Source organism: Saccharopolyspora sp. NPDC050389 (assembly GCF_040655595.1).
GTDB lineage: Bacteria > Actinomycetota > Actinomycetes > Mycobacteriales > Pseudonocardiaceae > Saccharopolyspora.
Genome location: NZ_JBFAKG010000104.1, coordinates 1 through 15,902, shown reverse-complemented (window position 1 = coordinate 15,902; position 15,902 = coordinate 1). Strand labels below are relative to the sequence as shown.

Annotated in this window: 17 protein-coding genes and 1 pseudogene; 13 read left to right on the top strand and 5 right to left on the bottom strand. The window is 70.0% G+C overall.

Going from position 1 to position 15,902, the window contains the following annotated elements; genetic code table 11:
- Nucleotides 1-22: 22 nt before the first annotated feature.
- Together AB0I53_RS41680 and whiG are read left to right on the top strand one after the other, a co-directional pair.
- Nucleotides 23-997, top strand: a complete 975-nt coding sequence (locus AB0I53_RS41680; RefSeq protein WP_358614713.1) for a tyrosine recombinase XerC — start codon at nucleotides 23-25, stop codon at nucleotides 995-997.
- Complete coding sequence (gene whiG / locus AB0I53_RS41675; protein ID WP_358614711.1) at nucleotides 972-1,931, top strand: RNA polymerase sigma factor WhiG; 960 nt, start codon at nucleotides 972-974, stop codon at nucleotides 1,929-1,931. Before AB0I53_RS41680 ends, whiG begins: the two co-directional genes overlap by 26 nt.
- Nucleotides 1,932-2,003: 72 nt before the next feature.
- On the opposite strand, the gene AB0I53_RS41670 is transcribed toward whiG, so the two are convergent.
- The gene (locus tag AB0I53_RS41670; protein ID WP_358614709.1) at nucleotides 2,004-2,573 is read right to left on the bottom strand and encodes a peptidoglycan DD-metalloendopeptidase family protein; all 570 of its coding nucleotides are present in this window, start codon (nucleotides 2,571-2,573) and stop codon (nucleotides 2,004-2,006) included.
- Between the two features lie 408 nt (nucleotides 2,574-2,981).
- On the opposite strand from AB0I53_RS41670, the gene rpsB reads away from it, so the two are divergent.
- From rpsB to AB0I53_RS41640, 6 genes are all read left to right on the top strand, one after another.
- The gene (gene rpsB / locus AB0I53_RS41665) at nucleotides 2,982-3,830 is read left to right on the top strand and encodes a 30S ribosomal protein S2 (RefSeq protein WP_358614707.1); all 849 of its coding nucleotides are present in this window, start codon (nucleotides 2,982-2,984) and stop codon (nucleotides 3,828-3,830) included.
- Nucleotides 3,831-4,018: 188 nt separating this feature from the next.
- On the top strand, nucleotides 4,019-4,834 hold the full coding sequence (gene tsf / locus AB0I53_RS41660; protein ID WP_358614705.1) for a translation elongation factor Ts: 816 nt from the start codon (nucleotides 4,019-4,021) through the stop codon (nucleotides 4,832-4,834).
- Between the two features lie 239 nt (nucleotides 4,835-5,073).
- Nucleotides 5,074-5,823 carry a UMP kinase gene (gene pyrH, locus AB0I53_RS41655; protein WP_358614703.1) on the top strand — a complete coding sequence of 250 codons (750 nt, stop codon included), beginning with the start codon at nucleotides 5,074-5,076 and terminating at the stop codon, nucleotides 5,821-5,823.
- 164 nt (nucleotides 5,824-5,987) lie between these two features.
- Nucleotides 5,988-6,545 (top strand): ribosome recycling factor, encoded by a 558-nt coding sequence (frr, locus tag AB0I53_RS41650; protein WP_358614701.1) that lies wholly within the window; start codon nucleotides 5,988-5,990, stop codon nucleotides 6,543-6,545.
- Nucleotides 6,546-6,581: 36 nt separating this feature from the next.
- On the top strand, nucleotides 6,582-7,427 hold the full coding sequence (locus AB0I53_RS41645) for a phosphatidate cytidylyltransferase (protein ID WP_358614699.1): 846 nt from the start codon (nucleotides 6,582-6,584) through the stop codon (nucleotides 7,425-7,427).
- A gap of 75 nt (nucleotides 7,428-7,502) precedes the next feature.
- Entirely contained in the window at nucleotides 7,503-8,234 is a 732-nt protein-coding gene (locus AB0I53_RS41640; protein WP_358614697.1) for a class I SAM-dependent methyltransferase, read from the top strand.
- 250 nt (nucleotides 8,235-8,484) lie between these two features.
- Here AB0I53_RS41640 and AB0I53_RS41635 read toward each other — a convergent pair whose 3' ends face one another.
- The 3 genes from AB0I53_RS41635 to AB0I53_RS41625 form a co-directional block, all read right to left on the bottom strand.
- A complete protein-coding gene (locus AB0I53_RS41635; RefSeq protein WP_358614695.1) occupies nucleotides 8,485-9,654 on the bottom strand; it encodes an MFS transporter in 1,170 nt (389 codons plus the stop codon).
- Between the two features lie 50 nt (nucleotides 9,655-9,704).
- Complete coding sequence (locus AB0I53_RS41630) at nucleotides 9,705-10,169, bottom strand: Rrf2 family transcriptional regulator (protein ID WP_358614693.1); 465 nt, start codon at nucleotides 10,167-10,169, stop codon at nucleotides 9,705-9,707.
- Nucleotides 10,170-10,269: 100 nt separating this feature from the next.
- Entirely contained in the window at nucleotides 10,270-11,034 is a 765-nt protein-coding gene (locus tag AB0I53_RS41625; RefSeq protein WP_358614691.1) for a VOC family protein, read from the bottom strand.
- Nucleotides 11,035-11,309: 275 nt separating this feature from the next.
- Between AB0I53_RS41625 and AB0I53_RS41620 the strand changes: the two genes are divergently transcribed.
- Nucleotides 11,310-11,795 (top strand): hypothetical protein, encoded by a 486-nt coding sequence (locus AB0I53_RS41620; RefSeq protein ID WP_358614689.1) that lies wholly within the window; start codon nucleotides 11,310-11,312, stop codon nucleotides 11,793-11,795.
- On the opposite strand, the gene AB0I53_RS41615 is transcribed toward AB0I53_RS41620, so the two are convergent.
- A complete protein-coding gene (locus tag AB0I53_RS41615) occupies nucleotides 11,772-12,458 on the bottom strand; it encodes a metal-dependent transcriptional regulator (RefSeq protein ID WP_358614687.1) in 687 nt (228 codons plus the stop codon). The two genes, AB0I53_RS41620 and AB0I53_RS41615, sit on opposite strands and share 24 nt — an antisense overlap.
- A 137-nt stretch (nucleotides 12,459-12,595) precedes the next feature.
- Here AB0I53_RS41615 and rlmN point away from each other — a divergent pair, with 137 nt between their 5' ends.
- The 4 genes and pseudogenes from rlmN (at nucleotide 12,596) to AB0I53_RS41595 (ending at nucleotide 15,705) form a co-directional block, all read left to right on the top strand.
- Nucleotides 12,596-13,708 carry a 23S rRNA (adenine(2503)-C(2))-methyltransferase RlmN gene (rlmN, locus tag AB0I53_RS41610; protein WP_358614685.1) on the top strand — a complete coding sequence of 371 codons (1,113 nt, stop codon included), beginning with the start codon at nucleotides 12,596-12,598 and terminating at the stop codon, nucleotides 13,706-13,708.
- Nucleotides 13,709-13,835: 127 nt separating this feature from the next.
- A complete protein-coding gene (locus tag AB0I53_RS41605) occupies nucleotides 13,836-14,249 on the top strand; it encodes a hypothetical protein (RefSeq protein ID WP_358614683.1) in 414 nt (137 codons plus the stop codon).
- Between the two features lie 15 nt (nucleotides 14,250-14,264).
- Nucleotides 14,265-14,612: pseudogene (locus AB0I53_RS41600) on the top strand (toll/interleukin-1 receptor domain-containing protein); the annotation flags it as partial.
- Between the two features lie 115 nt (nucleotides 14,613-14,727).
- Nucleotides 14,728-15,705, top strand: a complete 978-nt coding sequence (locus AB0I53_RS41595) for a ferulic acid esterase (protein WP_358614682.1) — start codon at nucleotides 14,728-14,730, stop codon at nucleotides 15,703-15,705.
- Nucleotides 15,706-15,902: the final 197 nt, after the last annotated feature.

The window sequence follows — 15,902 nt, the reverse complement described above, 5'->3', positions numbered from 1 at the left end:
GTGGAACGGCCAGCTTCGAGACATGGCCCGCACACGTTCCGCCGAACCGCGAAGACCGGATCTTCGCGCGGCTCGGGCGAAACTGCCCGAGTCGCTCGGCACTGCGGTCGACGCGTTCGAACGACACCTCGCCGCGGAACGCGGGTTGTCCGCGCACACTGTTCGCGGATACATCGGCGACATCGTCTCGCTGCTGGAGCACCTGGTCGGCTTGGCCGGCGATGCAACCCTTGCTGCGCTGGACATTTCCGTCCTGCGGGAATGGCTTTCGGCGCAACACGCGCACGGCGCGAGCCGGGCGACGCTCGCCCGGCGGACCGCGTCGGCCCGCACCTTCACCGGGTGGGCGTTTCGGGCCGGGATGCTGCCCGTCGATCCGGGCCCGAGGCTCGCGGTTCCGTCGAAGCAGCGGAAACTGCCCGCCGTGCTGCGCGTTGACCAGGCAGGTTCGGCGATGCAGGCTTCGGCGGTGGGTGCGGAACAGGGAGACCCGGTGGCCTTGCGGGACCACGCGGTGCTCGAACTGCTGTATGCCACCGGAATCCGCGTCGCCGAGCTCTGCGGCCTGGACGTCGACGACATCGATCGCGAGCGCCGGCTGGTCCGCGTGATCGGCAAGGGCGACAAGGAACGCGCTGTGCCGTTCGGCGTGCCGGCGGATCAGTCGCTCGGCCGCTGGCTTTCCGCTGGTCGGCCGAAACTGGTCCGGGAATCGTCGGGCGCCGCGTTGTTCCTGGGTGTCCGAGGTGGACGGCTCGACCCGCGTGCGGTGCGTCGAACCGTGCATGACGCGGTCGGCGCGGTTTCCGGCGCCCCAGACGTCGGGCCACATGGGCTACGTCACTCGGCTGCGACCCATTTGTTGGAGGGCGGTGCGGACCTCCGTAGCGTTCAGGAGTTGCTTGGTCACGCTACGCTCGCAACGACCCAGCTTTACACCCACGTGACAGTTGAACGGCTGAAGGCGATCCATGACCGAACCCACCCCCGTTCCTGACCACGCCGGGGGCGGCGCCGACACGGTGGCCGCGAGATCGACCTCGGTGCCGGTGACCGCCCGTGATCAAGGCGGCGGGACCAACGGCCATGTCGGCGACCGCATTTCGCGCCGGCTGTCCGTGGCGACCGCCGAACCTGCCGGGCCGGCCGCGCGAGGGGACCAGCGCAGCGGAGACGAGGTCGAGGCCGGCATAGTCGCGTTGTGGCAGGCGTTCGGGCAGCGGCGCGACCAGGAACTACGGGACAGGCTGGTGCTGCACTACGCGCCGCTGGTCAAGTACGTGGCGGGCCGCGTCGGCACCGGGCTGCCGTCGCACGTCGAGGTCTCCGACCTGATCCAGTCCGGGATCTTCGGGCTGGTCGACGCGATCGAGAAGTTCGAACCGGAACGCGGCCTGAAGTTCGAGACGTACGCCATGCAGCGCATCCGCGGCGCCATCCTCGACGATCTGCGGGCCCAGGACTGGGTGCCGAGGTCGGTGCGCAGCCGCGCCCGCGACGTGGAGCGGGCGCTGGAACGCCTTGAGGCGAAGCTGCAGCGCACCGCCACCGACGCCGAACTGGCCAGCGAGCTCGAGCTGTCGCTCGACGAGCTGCGAGAGCTGTTCGCGCAGCTGCAGATGACCAGCGTGATCGCCCTCGACGACCTGATCGGCGCGGGAACGGCGCAGGCGTCGCTGGCCGAAACGCTGCCCGACGACCGGGCCGAAGACCCGGTGGCGGCCCTGGTGGACCGGGACAGCCGGCGCCAGCTGGCCGAGGCGGTGGAACGGCTCAGCGAGCGGGACCGCGTGGTGGTGACCCTCTACTACTTCGAGAACCTGACGCTGGCCGAAATCGGGAAGGTGCTCGGCGTGACCGAATCCCGGGTCTGCCAGCTGCACACCCGCGCGGTCCTGCGCCTGCGCACCAAGCTCACCGAACAGACCTGACCAGCGGCTCAGCGGGCGTTCTCGGTGGGAACCGACGCGTCGACTCCCACCGGAAACACCAGGCAGGCGGGGTCACCGCCACGGCTTCAGCCGGACGTGGCCGAAGCCGAGCAGGCGCAGCGGGTCGAGGTAGTCCAGGCGTTGCCGGGCACCCCAGTGCAGGCAGGCCAGGGGCGGCTCTGCGGCGCACTCCGGATGGCCCGGTTCCAGGTGGCCGACCGGCTGTCCCCGGGTGACCTGGTCGCCGACCGCGACGACCGGGACGACCGGCTCGTAGGTGGTGCGCAGCCCGCCGGTGTGCTCGATGGAAACCAGGTTGCGGTTCACCATCCAGCCCGCGTAGACGACCACGCCGTCCCCGGCCGCCAGCACCTGTTGGCCGACCTCTCCCGCGAGATCGACGCCCCGGTGGCCCGGGCCGAAGGCGTGCGCCGGAGCCTCGAAGGGACGAACGGCGGCGGGAGGCGGGGCCAGCGGCCAGCCGAACAGGGCATCCGCCGCCGGCGAGGCGCGCAGCGGTGCGACGGGCGCTGAATGCGCGGGCTCCGCAGCGGGCAGCTTGCGGGGCAGTTCGAGTTCTGCGGCGAGACCGAGGGACGCGGCGGCACCGCAGCAGGCGAGGACGGAGATCAACAAGCGCATGGTGCAACGGTGGCCGCGGGCGGTCCAGGTGAACAGGGGGAAATCCAGATCTGTGGACAAACCAGGCCGCTGTGGACAACTCGCAGTCCACGATCGGGTCAGCCGGGGCGTCCAGTACACTGTCAACGCGGTTTCGTGTCCGCACGGACCGACTTCGCGTGCCCGCACGCCACGCCTGCGCAGGCGGCCCGACCTCGCGGTCGGCCGCTGAGCGGAACAGTACCGAGCTCAACGCCTCGGGCGCTGCTGTTCCCCGCAGGGTGGCCGGTGTGCTCCCGCGGTCCCGAGCTCGCCGAGCGAGGGTGGGAGCGGCCGGGCGGGTACCAGGGCGACGGACCACCCGGTCCGCCGCGGCAACCGAATCGCGCGCCAACCGGCGCGCCCGACTCAAGAGGTGCGAATCAGGCCATGGCCGTCGTCACCATGAAGCAGCTGCTTGACAGCGGCGTGCACTTCGGGCATCAGACCCGGCGCTGGAACCCGAAGATGAAGCGCTACATCTTCACCGAGCGCAACGGCATCTACATCATCGACCTGCAGCAGACGCTGACCTACATCGACGGGGCGTTCGACTTCGTCAAGCAGACGGTCGCGCATGGCGGGACGATCCTGTTCGTCGGCACCAAGAAGCAGGCGCAGGAAGCGATCGCCGAGCAGGCCCTGCGGGTCGGCATGCCGTTCGTGAACCAGCGCTGGCTGGGTGGCATGCTCACCAACTTCCAGACCGTCCACAAGCGTCTGCAGCGTCTCAAGGAACTCGAGACCATGGAGCAGACCGGGGGCTTCGAGGGCCGCACCAAGAAGGAAATCTTGATGCTGACCCGCGAGAAGGACAAGCTCGAGAAGACCCTCGGCGGTATCCGCGACATGAGCAAGGTGCCCAGCGCCGTGTGGATCGTGGACACCAAGAAGGAGCACATCGCCGTCGGCGAGGCCCGGAAGCTGGGCATCCCGGTCGTCGCGATCCTGGACACCAACTGCGACCCGGACGAGGTCGACTACCCGATCCCGGGTAACGACGACGCGATCCGCTCCGCCGCCCTGCTGACCCGCGTGGTCGCCGACGGTGTCGCCCAGGGCCTGATGGCCCGCAGCGGCCGCGCCAACGGTGCCCCGGAGGGCGAGGAGAAGCCGGCCGGCGGCGAGCCGCTGGCCGAGTGGGAGAAGGAGCTGCTGGCTGGCTCCGCCGAAGGCGCCCAGCCCGCCGCCCAGCCCGCTCAGCCCGCCGAGGGCGGCGAGCAGGCCGCGCAGTCCTGAGTCCGCTTGCCGCGCGCCGGCCGTGAGGTCGGCGCGCGGCGCGGTCCGGCATCCGCCAGGCAACCTGGCGGATGCCACCCGGGCCGGGTTCGCATCCCCGCTGAGCTGGTTGAACGCCACGGGACGCGGCCCGGCCGATGTCTGCAAGACCTTCGAAGCTTCGTACCAAGAGGGACGGATAACGCACGATGGCGAACTTCAGTGCGGCCGACGTCAAGCGTCTTCGCGAGCTGACCGGCGCCGGCATGATGGACTGCAAGAAGGCTCTTGAGCAGGCCGACGGCGACTTCGACAAGGCTGTCGAGAGCCTGCGCATCAAGGGCGCTAAGGACGTCGGCAAGCGCGCCGAGCGCGCCACCGCCGAGGGCCTGGTCGCCGCCGACGGCGGCGTGCTGATCGAGCTGAACAGCGAGACCGACTTCGTCGCCAAGAACGACGAGTTCATCGAGCTGGCCAACAAGATCGTCGCCGCAGTCAAGGCCGCCGGCGCCGGTGACCTGGAAGCCGCCCTGGCGGCCCCGCTGGACGGCAAGACCGTCACCGAGGTCATCCAGGAGCTGTCGGCCAAGATCGGCGAGAAGATCGAGCTGCGCCGCGTCGCCAAGTTCGACGGTGAGGTGGCCACCTACCTGCACCGTCGCTCCGCGGACCTGCCCCCGGCGGTCGGCGTGCTGGTCGAGTTCAGCGGTGGCAACGCGGACGCCGCGCGCGGCGCCGCGATGCAGGTCGCCGCGCTCAAGCCGAAGTACCTGAGCCGCGACGACGTCCCGGAGGACATCGTCGCCAACGAGCGGCGCATCGCCGAGGAGACCGCGAAGGCCGAGGGCAAGCCGGAGCAGGCGCTGCCGAAGATCGTCGAGGGTCGCCTGAACGGGTTCTTCAAGGAGAACGCGCTGCTGGACCAGCCGTCCGTGCAGGAGAACAAGAAGACCGTCAAGGCCCTGCTCGACGAGGCCGGCGTGACCGTTACCGGTTTCGTCCGGTTCGAGGTCGGCCAGGCCTGACCGGTCGCTGTTCGGCGGCACGCCGGGCGGCACCCCGATCAGGTGGTGCGCCACCGGTTCACCGGATGCGGTGAACCGGTGTCGGCCCAGCGGCCGCGACTCGCGGCATCAGCGCCCCGCCTTCGTTCGCAAGGCGGGGCGCTTTCGCAGGATCACGGCGCCGGAACCCGGCGCCGTTATCTGCGAGCGGACCAATCCGCGCAAACTTAGAGCGAAACCGAACTTCGCGGGAGGAACCAGTGACCGACGACGGCCCAGCGCAGCGCGGCTACAGCCGGGTGCTGCTCAAATTGGGCGGCGAGATGTTCGGCGGGGGCAGCGTCGGGATCGACCCGAACGTGGTCGGCACGGTCGCCCGGCAGATCGCCGAGATCGTCGCCGACGGTGTCGAGGTGGCCATCGTGATCGGCGGCGGCAACTTCTTCCGCGGTGCCGAACTGCAGCAGCGCGGCATGGAACGCGCGCGCGGTGACTACATGGCGATGCTGGGCACCGTGATGAACTGCCTGGCACTGCAGGACTTCCTGGAGCGCGAGCACGGCATCGACACCCGGGTGATGACCGCGATCACCATGGGGCAGGTCGCCGAGCCCTACATTCCGCGGCGCGCGATGCGGCACATGGAGAAGGGCCGCGTGGTCATCTTCGGTGCCGGCACCGGCATGCCGTACTTCTCCACCGACACCACCGCGGCGCAGCGGGCGCTGGAGATCGGCTGCGAGGTGGTGCTGATGGCCAAGGCGGTCGACGGCGTCTACACCGCCGACCCGAAGACCACCCCGGACGCGCAGCTGTTCGACAGAATCACGCACCGCGAGGTGCTGGAGCGCGGGCTGAAGGTCGCCGACGCGACCGCCTTCAGCCTGTGCATGGACAACCAAATGCCGATCCTGGTGTTCAACCTGCTGGAGGAAGGCAACATCGCCCGCGCTGTCGGCGGTGAGAAGATCGGCACGCTGGTCAGCACCCCGGCCGACCAGTCGGCCTGAGCGGCGGCACGTCCGAGGTCGCGCCGGGTGACCACCCGAGCGACCCGGCCCGTTGACCCGCTAGGGGTGCTGGAATCCTGATCAGGGGCGGCCCGCCCTGGGGCGGCGCAGCGCAGCAGGCGACACTACGAATGTCCACCGGTCGGCAGACTTAAGGAGCAGCCGTGATCGACGAAGCTCTTCTCGAAGGCGAGGAGAAGATGCAAAAGGCGGTGGAGGTGGCCAAGGACGATCTGGCTACCGTCCGCACCGGCCGTGCGAACCCCGCGATGTTCTCCAGCATCGTCGTCGACTACTACGGTTCGCCGACGCCGTTGAACCAGCTCGCCAGCGTCTCCGTGCCGGAGGCGCGGTTGGTGGTCATCAAGCCGTACGACGCCAGCCAGCTGGCTGCGATGGAGAAGGCCATCCGCGACTCCGACCTCGGCGTGAACCCGTCCAACGACGGCCAGCTCATCCGGGTCGCGATCCCGCAGATGACGGAGGAGCGCCGCAAGGAGATGGTCAAGCTCGCCAAGCACAAGGGCGAGGAAGGCAAGATCACCATCCGGGGCATCCGCCGCAAGGTCAAGGAAGAGATCGACCGGATCGTCAAGGACGGCGAGGCCGGCGAGGACGAGGGCAACCGCGCCGAGAAGGAGCTGGAAAACCTCACGCACCGCTTCACCGGCCAGATCGACGAGCTGGTCAAGCACAAGGAAGCAGAACTTCTCGAGGTCTGAGTGGTGACGGCCGGCCAATGCGAAGGTGAGTCCGGAATGTCCGCAGACAGCCCGGACCCGCCTTCGCGTCCTTCCCGGGCCGGACGCGATCTCCGTGCCGCCATCGGCGTCGGGGTAGTGCTCGGTGCCGCGATCATCCTTTCGCTGCTGATGGTGCGGTTCGTATTCATCGGCATCGTCGCCGCCGCGGTGGCGGTGTCCACCGTCGAGCTGGCGAACGCGCTCAAGCGCGGCGCCGACATCCGCGTCTCGCTCGTCCCCGTGCTGGTGGGCGGGCAGGCGATGTTGTGGCTGTCCTGGCCGTTCGGCCTGCGCGGGACGCTGGTGGCGTTCGTGATCACCGTGCTGGCGTGCCTGGCGTGGCGGTTCCGGCACGGCGTCGACGGCTACGTGCGCGACGTGACCGCATCGGTGTTCACCGCCGCCTACGTGCCGCTGTTCGCCGCGTTCGCGGCGATGCTGGTGCGCCCGGAGGACGGCGCGTTCCGGGCGCTGTGCTTCATGATCGGCGTCGTCGCCTCGGACACCGGCGGCTACGCGTTCGGCGTGCTGTTCGGCAAGCATCCGATGGCACCGAAGATCAGCCCGAAGAAGTCCTGGGAGGGCTTCGGCGGGTCGATGCTGGTCGGCGTGGCGGCCGGGGCCCTCTCGGTGACCCTGATGCTCGACGGCCAGTGGTGGCAGGGCGCGCTGTTCGGTGCGGCGCTGGTGTGCACCGCGACGCTGGGCGACCTGATGGAGTCGCTGATCAAACGCGACCTCGGCATCAAGGACATGGGCAATCTGCTGCCCGGGCACGGCGGCCTGATGGACCGGATGGATTCCCTGCTGCCGTCGGCGGCGGCCGCCTGGATGATGCTCTTCTGGCTCGTCCCGAGCTAGTGCTCGCGCGAAGTCTGCCCCGCGTCTCGGGGCCGATCGGCGGCGCCCGTTTCAAGAACCGGCTCAAGGACAGTGATGCGAACCTGGCGGAAGCAGGCCTGGCCGCAGGTGACGCCGAGCCCGAACATCTGGCACTGGCCCGAGCTCTTCGAACTGGAGAACCGCGCGCAGGACTCCGCCGGCGCGTTGTGGCGGGCGCTGCGGGAGCGCTGCGACTGGGCCGGGCTGGACGTGGCCGACATCGGCTGCGGCGACGGCTTCCACCTGCCGCTGTTCGCCGCCACGGCCAGGACGGTCATCGGCGTCGAGCCGCACCCGCCGCTGGCCGAGCGGGCCCGAACCAGGATGACGAGCACCCCGGGCGTGGACGTCCGGATCGCGCCCGCCCAGCAGCTGCCGCTCGCCGACGCCAGCGTCGACCTGGTGCACGCCCGCACGGCGTACTTCTTCGGGCCCGGCTGCGAGCCGGGCCTGGCCGAGGCGGAGCGGGTGCTCCGCCCGGGCGGGATGATCGCGATCGTCGACCTCGACGCGTCCCGCCCGCCGTACGGGGACTGGATGCGGGCGGACGCGCCGCAGATCGACCCGGATGCGATCGAGTCGTTCTTCCTGCGCCACGACTTCGACAGCGCCTCGGTGGACACGATGTGGCGCTTCGACGACCGGGAAACCCTCGAAGCGGTGCTGGGCATCGAGTTCTCCGCGAAGGTCGCCGCCCGCGCGGCCCGCGAGGTGCCCGGCTGCACGATTCCGGTCGGCTACCGCCTCCGAACCCGCCGCAAGCCGACCGGCCTGCTGCGCGCCTGAGCGGCTCAAGATCCGCGTGGGGTGATCGTCAGCCACATGCCGGGAGGCGGTCAGCGTCGCGGCTCGACGACCGGTCGAGGCGAGACTGGTGAGCACGAACCGAACGCGGTGTCCCGGCTCGCCGACGTCGATCCGGAATCCGTCGTGCTTGGCAACGGAACCCCAGTTCTGAACACATTGCTCAGCCCGGAGGCGTGCTTCGGCGTTGATCCGTGTCAGCGCGGGCGGACAACGCCGGCCTGTCGGTGGCTTACGGCGCGGTGACGCGCAGGTACAGCGCCGCGATGGCGCCGACCGCGGCTGCTGCCGTGAAGATCAGGGCCGGGCCGAGAGCCATCAGCGCGCCACCTAAGAGGGTGCCCGCTCCGATGCCGAGGTAGATCGCCGATGCGTTCAGGGACACCACGATCGCCGCTTCCTGGGGCGCCGCGTCGATGAGCCGGGTTTGTTGCGGCGGTGTTTGGGTCCAGGTGCTCGCGCCCCAGATCAGCACCAGGACCGCGACCGCGACCTGCGGCGTGGAGCCGGTCCAGGCGAACCAGGCGAGCAGCGCCAGCGCGAGCGTCATGCTCAGGTAGCCGCAGGTCAGGACCCGGATCGGGCCCCAGCGATCGGTCGCGTAGCCGGACAGGAGATTGCCCAGCACCGCCCCGAGCCCGTACAGGAACAGCATCAGCATGGTCGAGTTCGCCGGGACTCCGACGGCGTTCAGCGCGGGAACGCTGTAGGCGTAGACGGTGTAGCTGGCTCCCATGCCGAGCACCGTCAGCGGCAGCACCGCCAGGACGCTGCGGCGGCGCAGCAGTGCGAGCCGGTCGTGCAACGGGACGCGGGCTCCGCCCGGCAGGGCGGGCATGATCAGGTAGACGCCGACACCGACGAGCAGGCACAGCGCGGCGACCAGCCCCAGGGCAGCGCGCCAGCCGAACCATTCGCCGGCCAGATCACCGAGCGGAACGCCCAGTGCCGTGGCGACCGTGAGGCCGCCGACGACCACGGCCAGCGCCCGGCCGCGGAACTCCGCCGGCACCAGCGCCGCGCTGACCGCGCCCGCGCTGGGCGTGTACGCGGCGGCACCGGCCGCCGCGAGCACCCGGCTGACGATCAGCACCGCCAGGTTCGGGGCGAGGGCGGAGCCGATGTTGGCGATCCCGAGCAGGACGAGCGCGGCCACCAGCAGGGCGCGGCGCGGGATTCGGGCGGTCGCGGTGGCCAGGATCGGGGCGAGGACGGCGTAGGCCACCGCGAACGCGGTCACCGACTGCCCGGCGGCGGCCGTGGTCACCTCCAGCGAGTCCGCCATGGCCGGTAGGAATCCCGCGACGATGAAGGCGTCGGTGCCGACGGCGAAGGTGCCCAGCGCCAGCACCAGGGGGGCCGTCAGGCCTCGGTTTCGGGTCGAATTCAGGACATTGGACATCCAGATTCTCCAGCTGAAGAAACCCTGCTGATCAGGTGATTCGGAAAAAGTCAGTCGACGGAGTGCCAGCGCCGTACTCGGTCGGCGGCGCGGCGCGGGGCGGTGGCCATCAGGTCGGCGATGGTCTGCGCTGCCAGTTCGCGGCGCCAGGCCAGTTCGGCCCTGCGCATGGCGACGTCGACGCCGCAGCGCTTGCGGAACTCGCCGGCCGGGGTGTCGGTCCCGGCTCCGCGCTGCCGGATCTCGGCGCAGCGGAACGCGTCCTCGGGGCCTTCGATGGCGGCGACGACCTCCATCAGCGTGATCTTCGCCGGCGGCCTGGCCAGCCGGAAGCCGCCGCGCGCCCCCGGCGTGGAGGTGAGGATCTCGGCCCGGACCAGCGCCTGCAGGCGCTTGTTCAGGTAGGCCGGGGGCAGGTCGAACTGGGCGGCGAGCCGGGCGGTCGGCACGGGCTCGTCGTCCAGCCACGCCAGCGTGAGGCAGCAGTGCAGGCCCCACTCGACTCCTTCGCCCATCCGCATATCTGGATACTAGGCGTCCAGGTTCGGCGAGGCGATCCGGGGCTCTCCCGAGTGGAAAGCCCGGTTCCTGCCAGGGCATTCACGCGCGGTGAGTTCATTCCCCGGTGCGCTGGGCGGTGTCGATGATGAAGAACGTGGCGCCCACGACGTCCTGGAGCAGGGCGAGTCGGCCGTGCGGGGAATCCGACGGTTCGCGCAGCACCTTGCCGCCGAGCTGCACCGCCTTCGCCGCCGCGTCGTCGGCGTTGCTGTCCGGGTTGACCTGGAAGTACAGCTGCCAGTGCGCGGGCACGTCCTCGGGCAGCGCCGAGCTGGTCTCGAAGCGGCCCACGGTGGGCAGGTCGTCGACGTACCAGACGGTGTAGTCGAAGCCGTTGCCCGGCTCGCCGATCTGCTCCTGCCGGTAGCCCAGCAGTTCGGCGTAGAAGGGGTCGGCGGACGAGCCGTCGCGGGTGTGCAGTTCCGCCCAGCAGAGCATGCCCGCGTGGTCGCGGCCGAAGGTGCCGTTGGGCGGCGCCTCCCACAGGCCGATCGCCGCGCCGGAGGGATCCTCGGCGACCAGGAACGTCTCGTCGGCGGGCGTTTCCGTCGGCGGGACCAGCACTTTGCCGCCGAGCGCGCGGATCCGCTCCACCGCGCGGCGGGCCGAGCCGCACTCCAGGTACAGCGTCCAGGCCGTCGGCGCGTCGGTCTCCGGCAGCAGCAGCCCGGCGACCGGTTTGTGCTCCTTCAGCGCGATGTCGTAGCCCGGGCGCTGGATCCAGTGCCAGCCGAACAGGCCGGCGTAGAAGTCCCGGGCGCCGGCGGTGTCGTGGGTGGCCAGATCCACCCAGGCTGGGGCGCCCATTGCGATGGCCATCGCTCCTCCTCCGAAACGCACTCCAACAAGAGATGAATTCAGGGGGTATCCCCAGGGTGACCGATGTTTCGGCTCGGAAAACACGCGTGGCGGATCAAGCATGTACGGCCGCGCGAGGGCGTTACTGTTCGGTGCCTTTTCCGCAATGGGAACGCCCCCGAATGACGCCTTGCTACTGGACGGCCCGCGTGATCGACTAGTAGCGGTCACTCAGTGTGCGTATTTGCATGCCGAGCAACCCGATCGAAGCACTCACCAGGGTTACAGGAGCAGCCATGGCCAACCGCGCGGCGAAGCCGGTGACCGCGGGCCTGAGCCGGCTTGCTCAGCTGGACCGCCAGGAGCGGGCCCGCATCATCCGGCAGCTGTGCCACCAGTACCCGGCGTTCCGGTCGATGCTGAAGCAGGTCACGATCGCCCGCGGAGTCGCCTTCGCCTCCGGGCTGCTGCTCGCCGTCGCGGTGATGTTCCTGGTCCAGGGCGCATCGGTGTGGTGGGTGTCCGGTTGCGTGTTCACCGGCCTCGCCGGGTTCTGCTATGTCGCGGTGGCGCTCACCGACAGCCGCTTCGACCTGCTGCTCGCGGTGCTGGGCGCGCACCGCACCGACGAGCTGCACGGGCGGCTGGTGACCGAGCAGGTCTACGGCGACGACCCGCCGTCGGATCCGCTGGAGTGGTCGCCGTCGCGAGTGGTCGCGTCCCGCACGGTCGCCTCCCGGCTCACCGACGAGACGGCTTCACCGGTGCACGCTGATCGATAGCGCGGCCGCGATCTCGTCGCCCACGAAGTGGGTTTCGTCGTTCGGCGGCTCGCCGACGCGCACCACCAGCGGCCCGCCGAAGGGCTTGCGCTCCACGATCTCGATCCGCGAGCCCAGCGTCATGCCGTGATCGGTCAGGTAGCGCAGCAGCTCCGAATCCGTGTCCCAGACCCGCGCGATGGTGCCGACCGTGCCCGGCTCGACCTGGTCCAGCAGCAGCGTCGCGGGCTTCTCGACGGTGCCCTCCGCGGTCGGGATCGGGTCGCCGTGCGGATCGTGAGTGGGGTTTCCGAGCTTGGCGGCGATGTGCGCGACCAGCTCGTCGGACACCGCGTGCTCCAGCGCGTCGGCCTCCCGGTGCACCTCGTCCCAGCCGTAGTCGAGCTCCTCGACCAGGAACAGCTCGATCAGCCGGTGCCGGCGAAGCACGTCGAAGGCCAGCCGGCGGCCCTCCGGCGTCAGCTCGACGCTGCGGTAGCGCACGTGCGTGACCAGGCCGAGCTGCGCCAGCTTGTTGATCATCCCGGAGACCGATGATGGGCTCAGGCCGAGCCGCTGGGTCAGGGTGGCGTTCGTGACGGGCACACCCCGTTCGCTGAGCCCGTAGATCGCCCGGAGGTAGTCCTCGACGGACGACGAGGGGCGCTCGGCCATACTCGTCATACTTGCACGATACGGGCGGTCGCCGGTCGGTGGACGCACCCCACCACCCGCGCGGACGCGGTGTCGCGGCCGAGACCGGGCCTTGTCCGGTGGTCGCCGCCAAGGTCGTTCCGGGGCATGGGAGACTGGTGGGCGCTATGTCTGCGACTTCCCTTCCCCTCGTCTTCGACGCCCCGCGCCGTGGCATGCCGCCGCGGCACCTCGCCGACCTCTCCGCCGACGAACGGCGCGCCGCGGTGACCGAGCTGGGGGAGAAGCCGTTCCGCGCCAAGCAGCTCGCGAACCACTACTTCGGCCGGCTCAACGCCGACGTGGAGTCGATGACCGACATCCCGGCGGCCAGCCGCGCGAAGCTCGCCGAACACCTGCTGCCGCCGCTGCTCAGCCCGGTTCGCCACCTGAACACCGACGACGGCACCACCCGCAAGACGCTCTGGCGCGCGCACGACGGCACGCTGCTGGAAAGCGTGCTGATGCGGTACCCGGACCGCGCCACGGTGTGCATCTCCAGCCAGGCGGGCTGCGGAATGGCCTGCCCGTTCTGCGCCACCGGCCAGGGCGGCCTGCAGCGCAACCTGTCGACCGCGGAGATCGTCGACCAGGTGCGTTCGGCCGCGGCGGCGATGCGCGACGGCGAGGTCCTGGGCGGGCCCGGCCGGCTGTCCAACGTCGTGTTCATGGGCATGGGCGAGCCGCTGGCCAACTACCGGCGGGTGATCAACGCGGTCCACCGGATCTGCGACCCGGCCCCGGAAGGGCTGGGCCTCTCGCAGCGGTCGGTCACCGTGTCGACGGTCGGCCTGGTGCCCGCGATCAAGAAGATGACCGCGGAGAACCTGCACGTCACGCTCGCGGTGTCGCTGCACACGCCGGACGACGAGCTGCGCGACACGCTGGTGCCGGTGAACAACCGCTGGAAGGTCGCCGAGGTGCTGGAGGCGGCTCGCGGCTACGCCGACCACACCGGGCGCCGGGTGTCGATCGAGTACGCGCTGATCCGCGACATCAACGACCAGCCGTGGCGCGCGGATCTGCTCGGCAAGCTGCTGCGCCGGCACCTCGGGCAGTTCGCGCACGTCAACCTGATCCCGCTGAACCCGACGCCGGGCAGCAAGTGGGACGCCAGCCCGAAGCCGGTGGAGCGGGAGTTCGTCCGCCGGGTTCGCGAAGCGGGCGTCTCCTGCACGGTCCGCGACACCAGAGGCCAGGAGATCGCGGCGGCCTGCGGGCAGCTCGCGGCCGAGGAATGACCAGTTAGCCGGGGCGGTTGATCGCTTCGGGCTGCGCGGTATCGCGCTCGTTTTCCGGTATCTTGCCGGGGATTCGCGGGATCGGGGTGCGGTCTCGATCCCCGCCGCCGGCGGACTGGGGAGCGCGATGTCAGGCGAGATCGAGTACGGGCCCGTTGTCGTGAACCAGCCCGGGGCCGATCCGCGGATCGGCTACTACGACGACGACGAGTACGACGACGAGCGGGACTGCCCGCTGGCCGTCGTGTACTACTGCGAGCCGCCGTTCACCGCTGCTTCCGGCTACAGCTTCGTGGATCTTTCGTGGCTGGCTCCGGTCGATACCGATTCCCTCTGGAATCGGCGGTTGAAGCTCCAGCGGATCTTGGCCGATCGAAATCTTGCGGCGTTCCAAAGACGGAAGCCGTCGTATTCGTACAAGCGCCTGTTCGAGTTCTCCATCGAGCTCTCGTTCGTCAACACCGTGCTCACCGATCGGATGGTGAGCGCCCGCATGAACGAGGGACTGATCGGCGGCCGGCGCGTCTTCATCTCCTACTAGTCTTCGGACAGCCGGGTCGCCACCTGGCTCGCCGTCGACCTGGCGAACGAGGGCCACGTCCCGTGGCTGGACGAGTGGGAGATCAAGGCGGGTGAGTCGATCCCGAACAAGATCGCTCGCGGTATCGACGAATGCGATTACCTCCTCGTGCTGTTGAGCCCGAGGTCCGTCGGCTCCGGGTGGGTCGAGCGGGAGTGGTCGGCGAAGTACTGGGCAGAGGCCACCGACGGCGGCATCGGCGTGATCCCGGTGCTGCTCGAGGACTGCGAGATTCCCACGCTTCTCCGCGTCAAGAAGTACGTCGACCTGCGGAGTGACTACAGCGCCGGCGTCGAGCAGATCTTGGACGCAATCGCGCCCTGACCGGGGCGGCTGGTCTGTCGGTGTGGTTTCCGTGAACGCAATGAACAGAATGGTGACGGCCTGACCCGCGTGGTCTCATGATCCTCGCACCCGAATTCGATCGAGGTGGGAGGCAATGGTGCCTGGCCGTGCGAAGCGAGGGTTCGTCCGCAGATCTGCCCGGTCGGTCCTGAGTGGACGGTTGTCGGCGGCGTTCGCCGCGGTGGGCCTGGCCGTTGTGCTCGGCGGTGTGCCGGCGCAGGCCGAATCCCAGGTCGATCATCCGGTGCCGTCCACCGGCTGCGGCAAGTCCACGGTTCCCGGGGCGTCGGAGACCCGCACGATCGTTTCGGGCGGGATCACCCGCAGCTACCTGGTGCACGTTCCGGAGAACTACCGGAAGTTCGAACCGACTCCGGTGGTGCTGTCCTTCCACGGCCACAAGCGGACTTCGGAGTACCAGGAAGAGCTGTCCGGCTTCTCCGCCACCGACGCCATCGCGGTGTACCCGCAGGGCCTCGTCGGCACGGATGGCGAAACCGCCTGGCAGGGCGCGCCGTACTCCGCGGCGGCCGACGACGTGCTGTTCACCGGCGACCTGCTCGACCAGTTGGAGCGGGACTTCTGCGTCGCCCCCAAGAGGATCTACGCCGCCGGGAAGTCCAACGGCGGCGGCTTCACCGGCGTGCTGGCCTGCCGGATGAGCGATCGCATCGCCGCCTTCGCGCCGGTTTCCGGCGCGTTCTACCCGCAGGGCGGCGAGTGCGAGCCGGAGCGCTCGGCGCCGATCCTGGACTTCCACGGCACCGACGACCAGACGATCCCGTACCCCGGGAACCCGGAGAAGGGCCTGCCGCCGATCCCGGAGTGGCTGGCGGGCTGGGCCGATCGCAACGACTGCGACGAAACCCCGATCGTCCGCGACGAAGGCAACGGGGTGCAGGTCAGCGAGTGGGTCGGCTGCGACCGGCGCAGCAACGTCGTGCACTACCGGATCGAAGGGCTCGGGCACGACTGGCCGAGCACGCAGCCGAACCCGGACTCCGACCAACCGGCGGTCATCGACGCGACGCCGATCATCATGCAGTTCTTCGCTGAGCACCGGCTGCGTTGAAAAGACCCGGGCCGGAGCGGAAGCTCCGACCCGTGCACGGCCGGTGCGCGCCGCCCAGCCCCCCGAACGGCGCGCACCGGCCGAGCCTCGTGCTCGTGAGTGTTGGGTGGGGGGCGGGGCGCCCCGCGCCATCCCCACCGGCCTCGGCGTATCGTGGGTGGTTCGCGGCACGCGTTGTGCTTGGCCGCGGCGGGCCG

What these genes read in the sequence shown, in the direction of transcription:
- AB0I53_RS41670 (WP_358614709.1), bottom strand. Translation starts at nt 2,573, where the DNA reads ATGCGCTTGTTGATCTCCGTCCTCGCCTGCTGCGGTGCCGCCGCGTCC.
- AB0I53_RS41645 (WP_358614699.1), top strand. Translation starts at nt 6,582, where the DNA reads ATGTCCGCAGACAGCCCGGACCCGCCTTCGCGTCCTTCCCGGGCCGGA.
- AB0I53_RS41640 (WP_358614697.1), top strand. Translation starts at nt 7,503, where the DNA reads ATGCGAACCTGGCGGAAGCAGGCCTGGCCGCAGGTGACGCCGAGCCCG.
- AB0I53_RS41635 (WP_358614695.1), bottom strand. Translation starts at nt 9,654, where the DNA reads ATGTCCAATGTCCTGAATTCGACCCGAAACCGAGGCCTGACGGCCCCC.
- AB0I53_RS41620 (WP_358614689.1), top strand. Translation starts at nt 11,310, where the DNA reads ATGGCCAACCGCGCGGCGAAGCCGGTGACCGCGGGCCTGAGCCGGCTT.
- whiG (WP_358614711.1), top strand. Translation starts at nt 972, where the DNA reads ATGACCGAACCCACCCCCGTTCCTGACCACGCCGGGGGCGGCGCCGAC.
- AB0I53_RS41680 (WP_358614713.1), top strand. Translation starts at nt 23, where the DNA reads ATGGCCCGCACACGTTCCGCCGAACCGCGAAGACCGGATCTTCGCGCG.
- AB0I53_RS41625 (WP_358614691.1), bottom strand. Translation starts at nt 11,034, where the DNA reads ATGGCCATCGCAATGGGCGCCCCAGCCTGGGTGGATCTGGCCACCCAC.
- AB0I53_RS41615 (WP_358614687.1), bottom strand. Translation starts at nt 12,458, where the DNA reads ATGACGAGTATGGCCGAGCGCCCCTCGTCGTCCGTCGAGGACTACCTC.
- AB0I53_RS41595 (WP_358614682.1), top strand. Translation starts at nt 14,728, where the DNA reads ATGGTGCCTGGCCGTGCGAAGCGAGGGTTCGTCCGCAGATCTGCCCGG.
- tsf (WP_358614705.1), top strand. Translation starts at nt 4,019, where the DNA reads ATGGCGAACTTCAGTGCGGCCGACGTCAAGCGTCTTCGCGAGCTGACC.
- rpsB (WP_358614707.1), top strand. Translation starts at nt 2,982, where the DNA reads ATGGCCGTCGTCACCATGAAGCAGCTGCTTGACAGCGGCGTGCACTTC.
- AB0I53_RS41605 (WP_358614683.1), top strand. Translation starts at nt 13,836, where the DNA reads ATGTCAGGCGAGATCGAGTACGGGCCCGTTGTCGTGAACCAGCCCGGG.
- rlmN (WP_358614685.1), top strand. Translation starts at nt 12,596, where the DNA reads ATGTCTGCGACTTCCCTTCCCCTCGTCTTCGACGCCCCGCGCCGTGGC.
- AB0I53_RS41630 (WP_358614693.1), bottom strand. Translation starts at nt 10,169, where the DNA reads ATGGGCGAAGGAGTCGAGTGGGGCCTGCACTGCTGCCTCACGCTGGCG.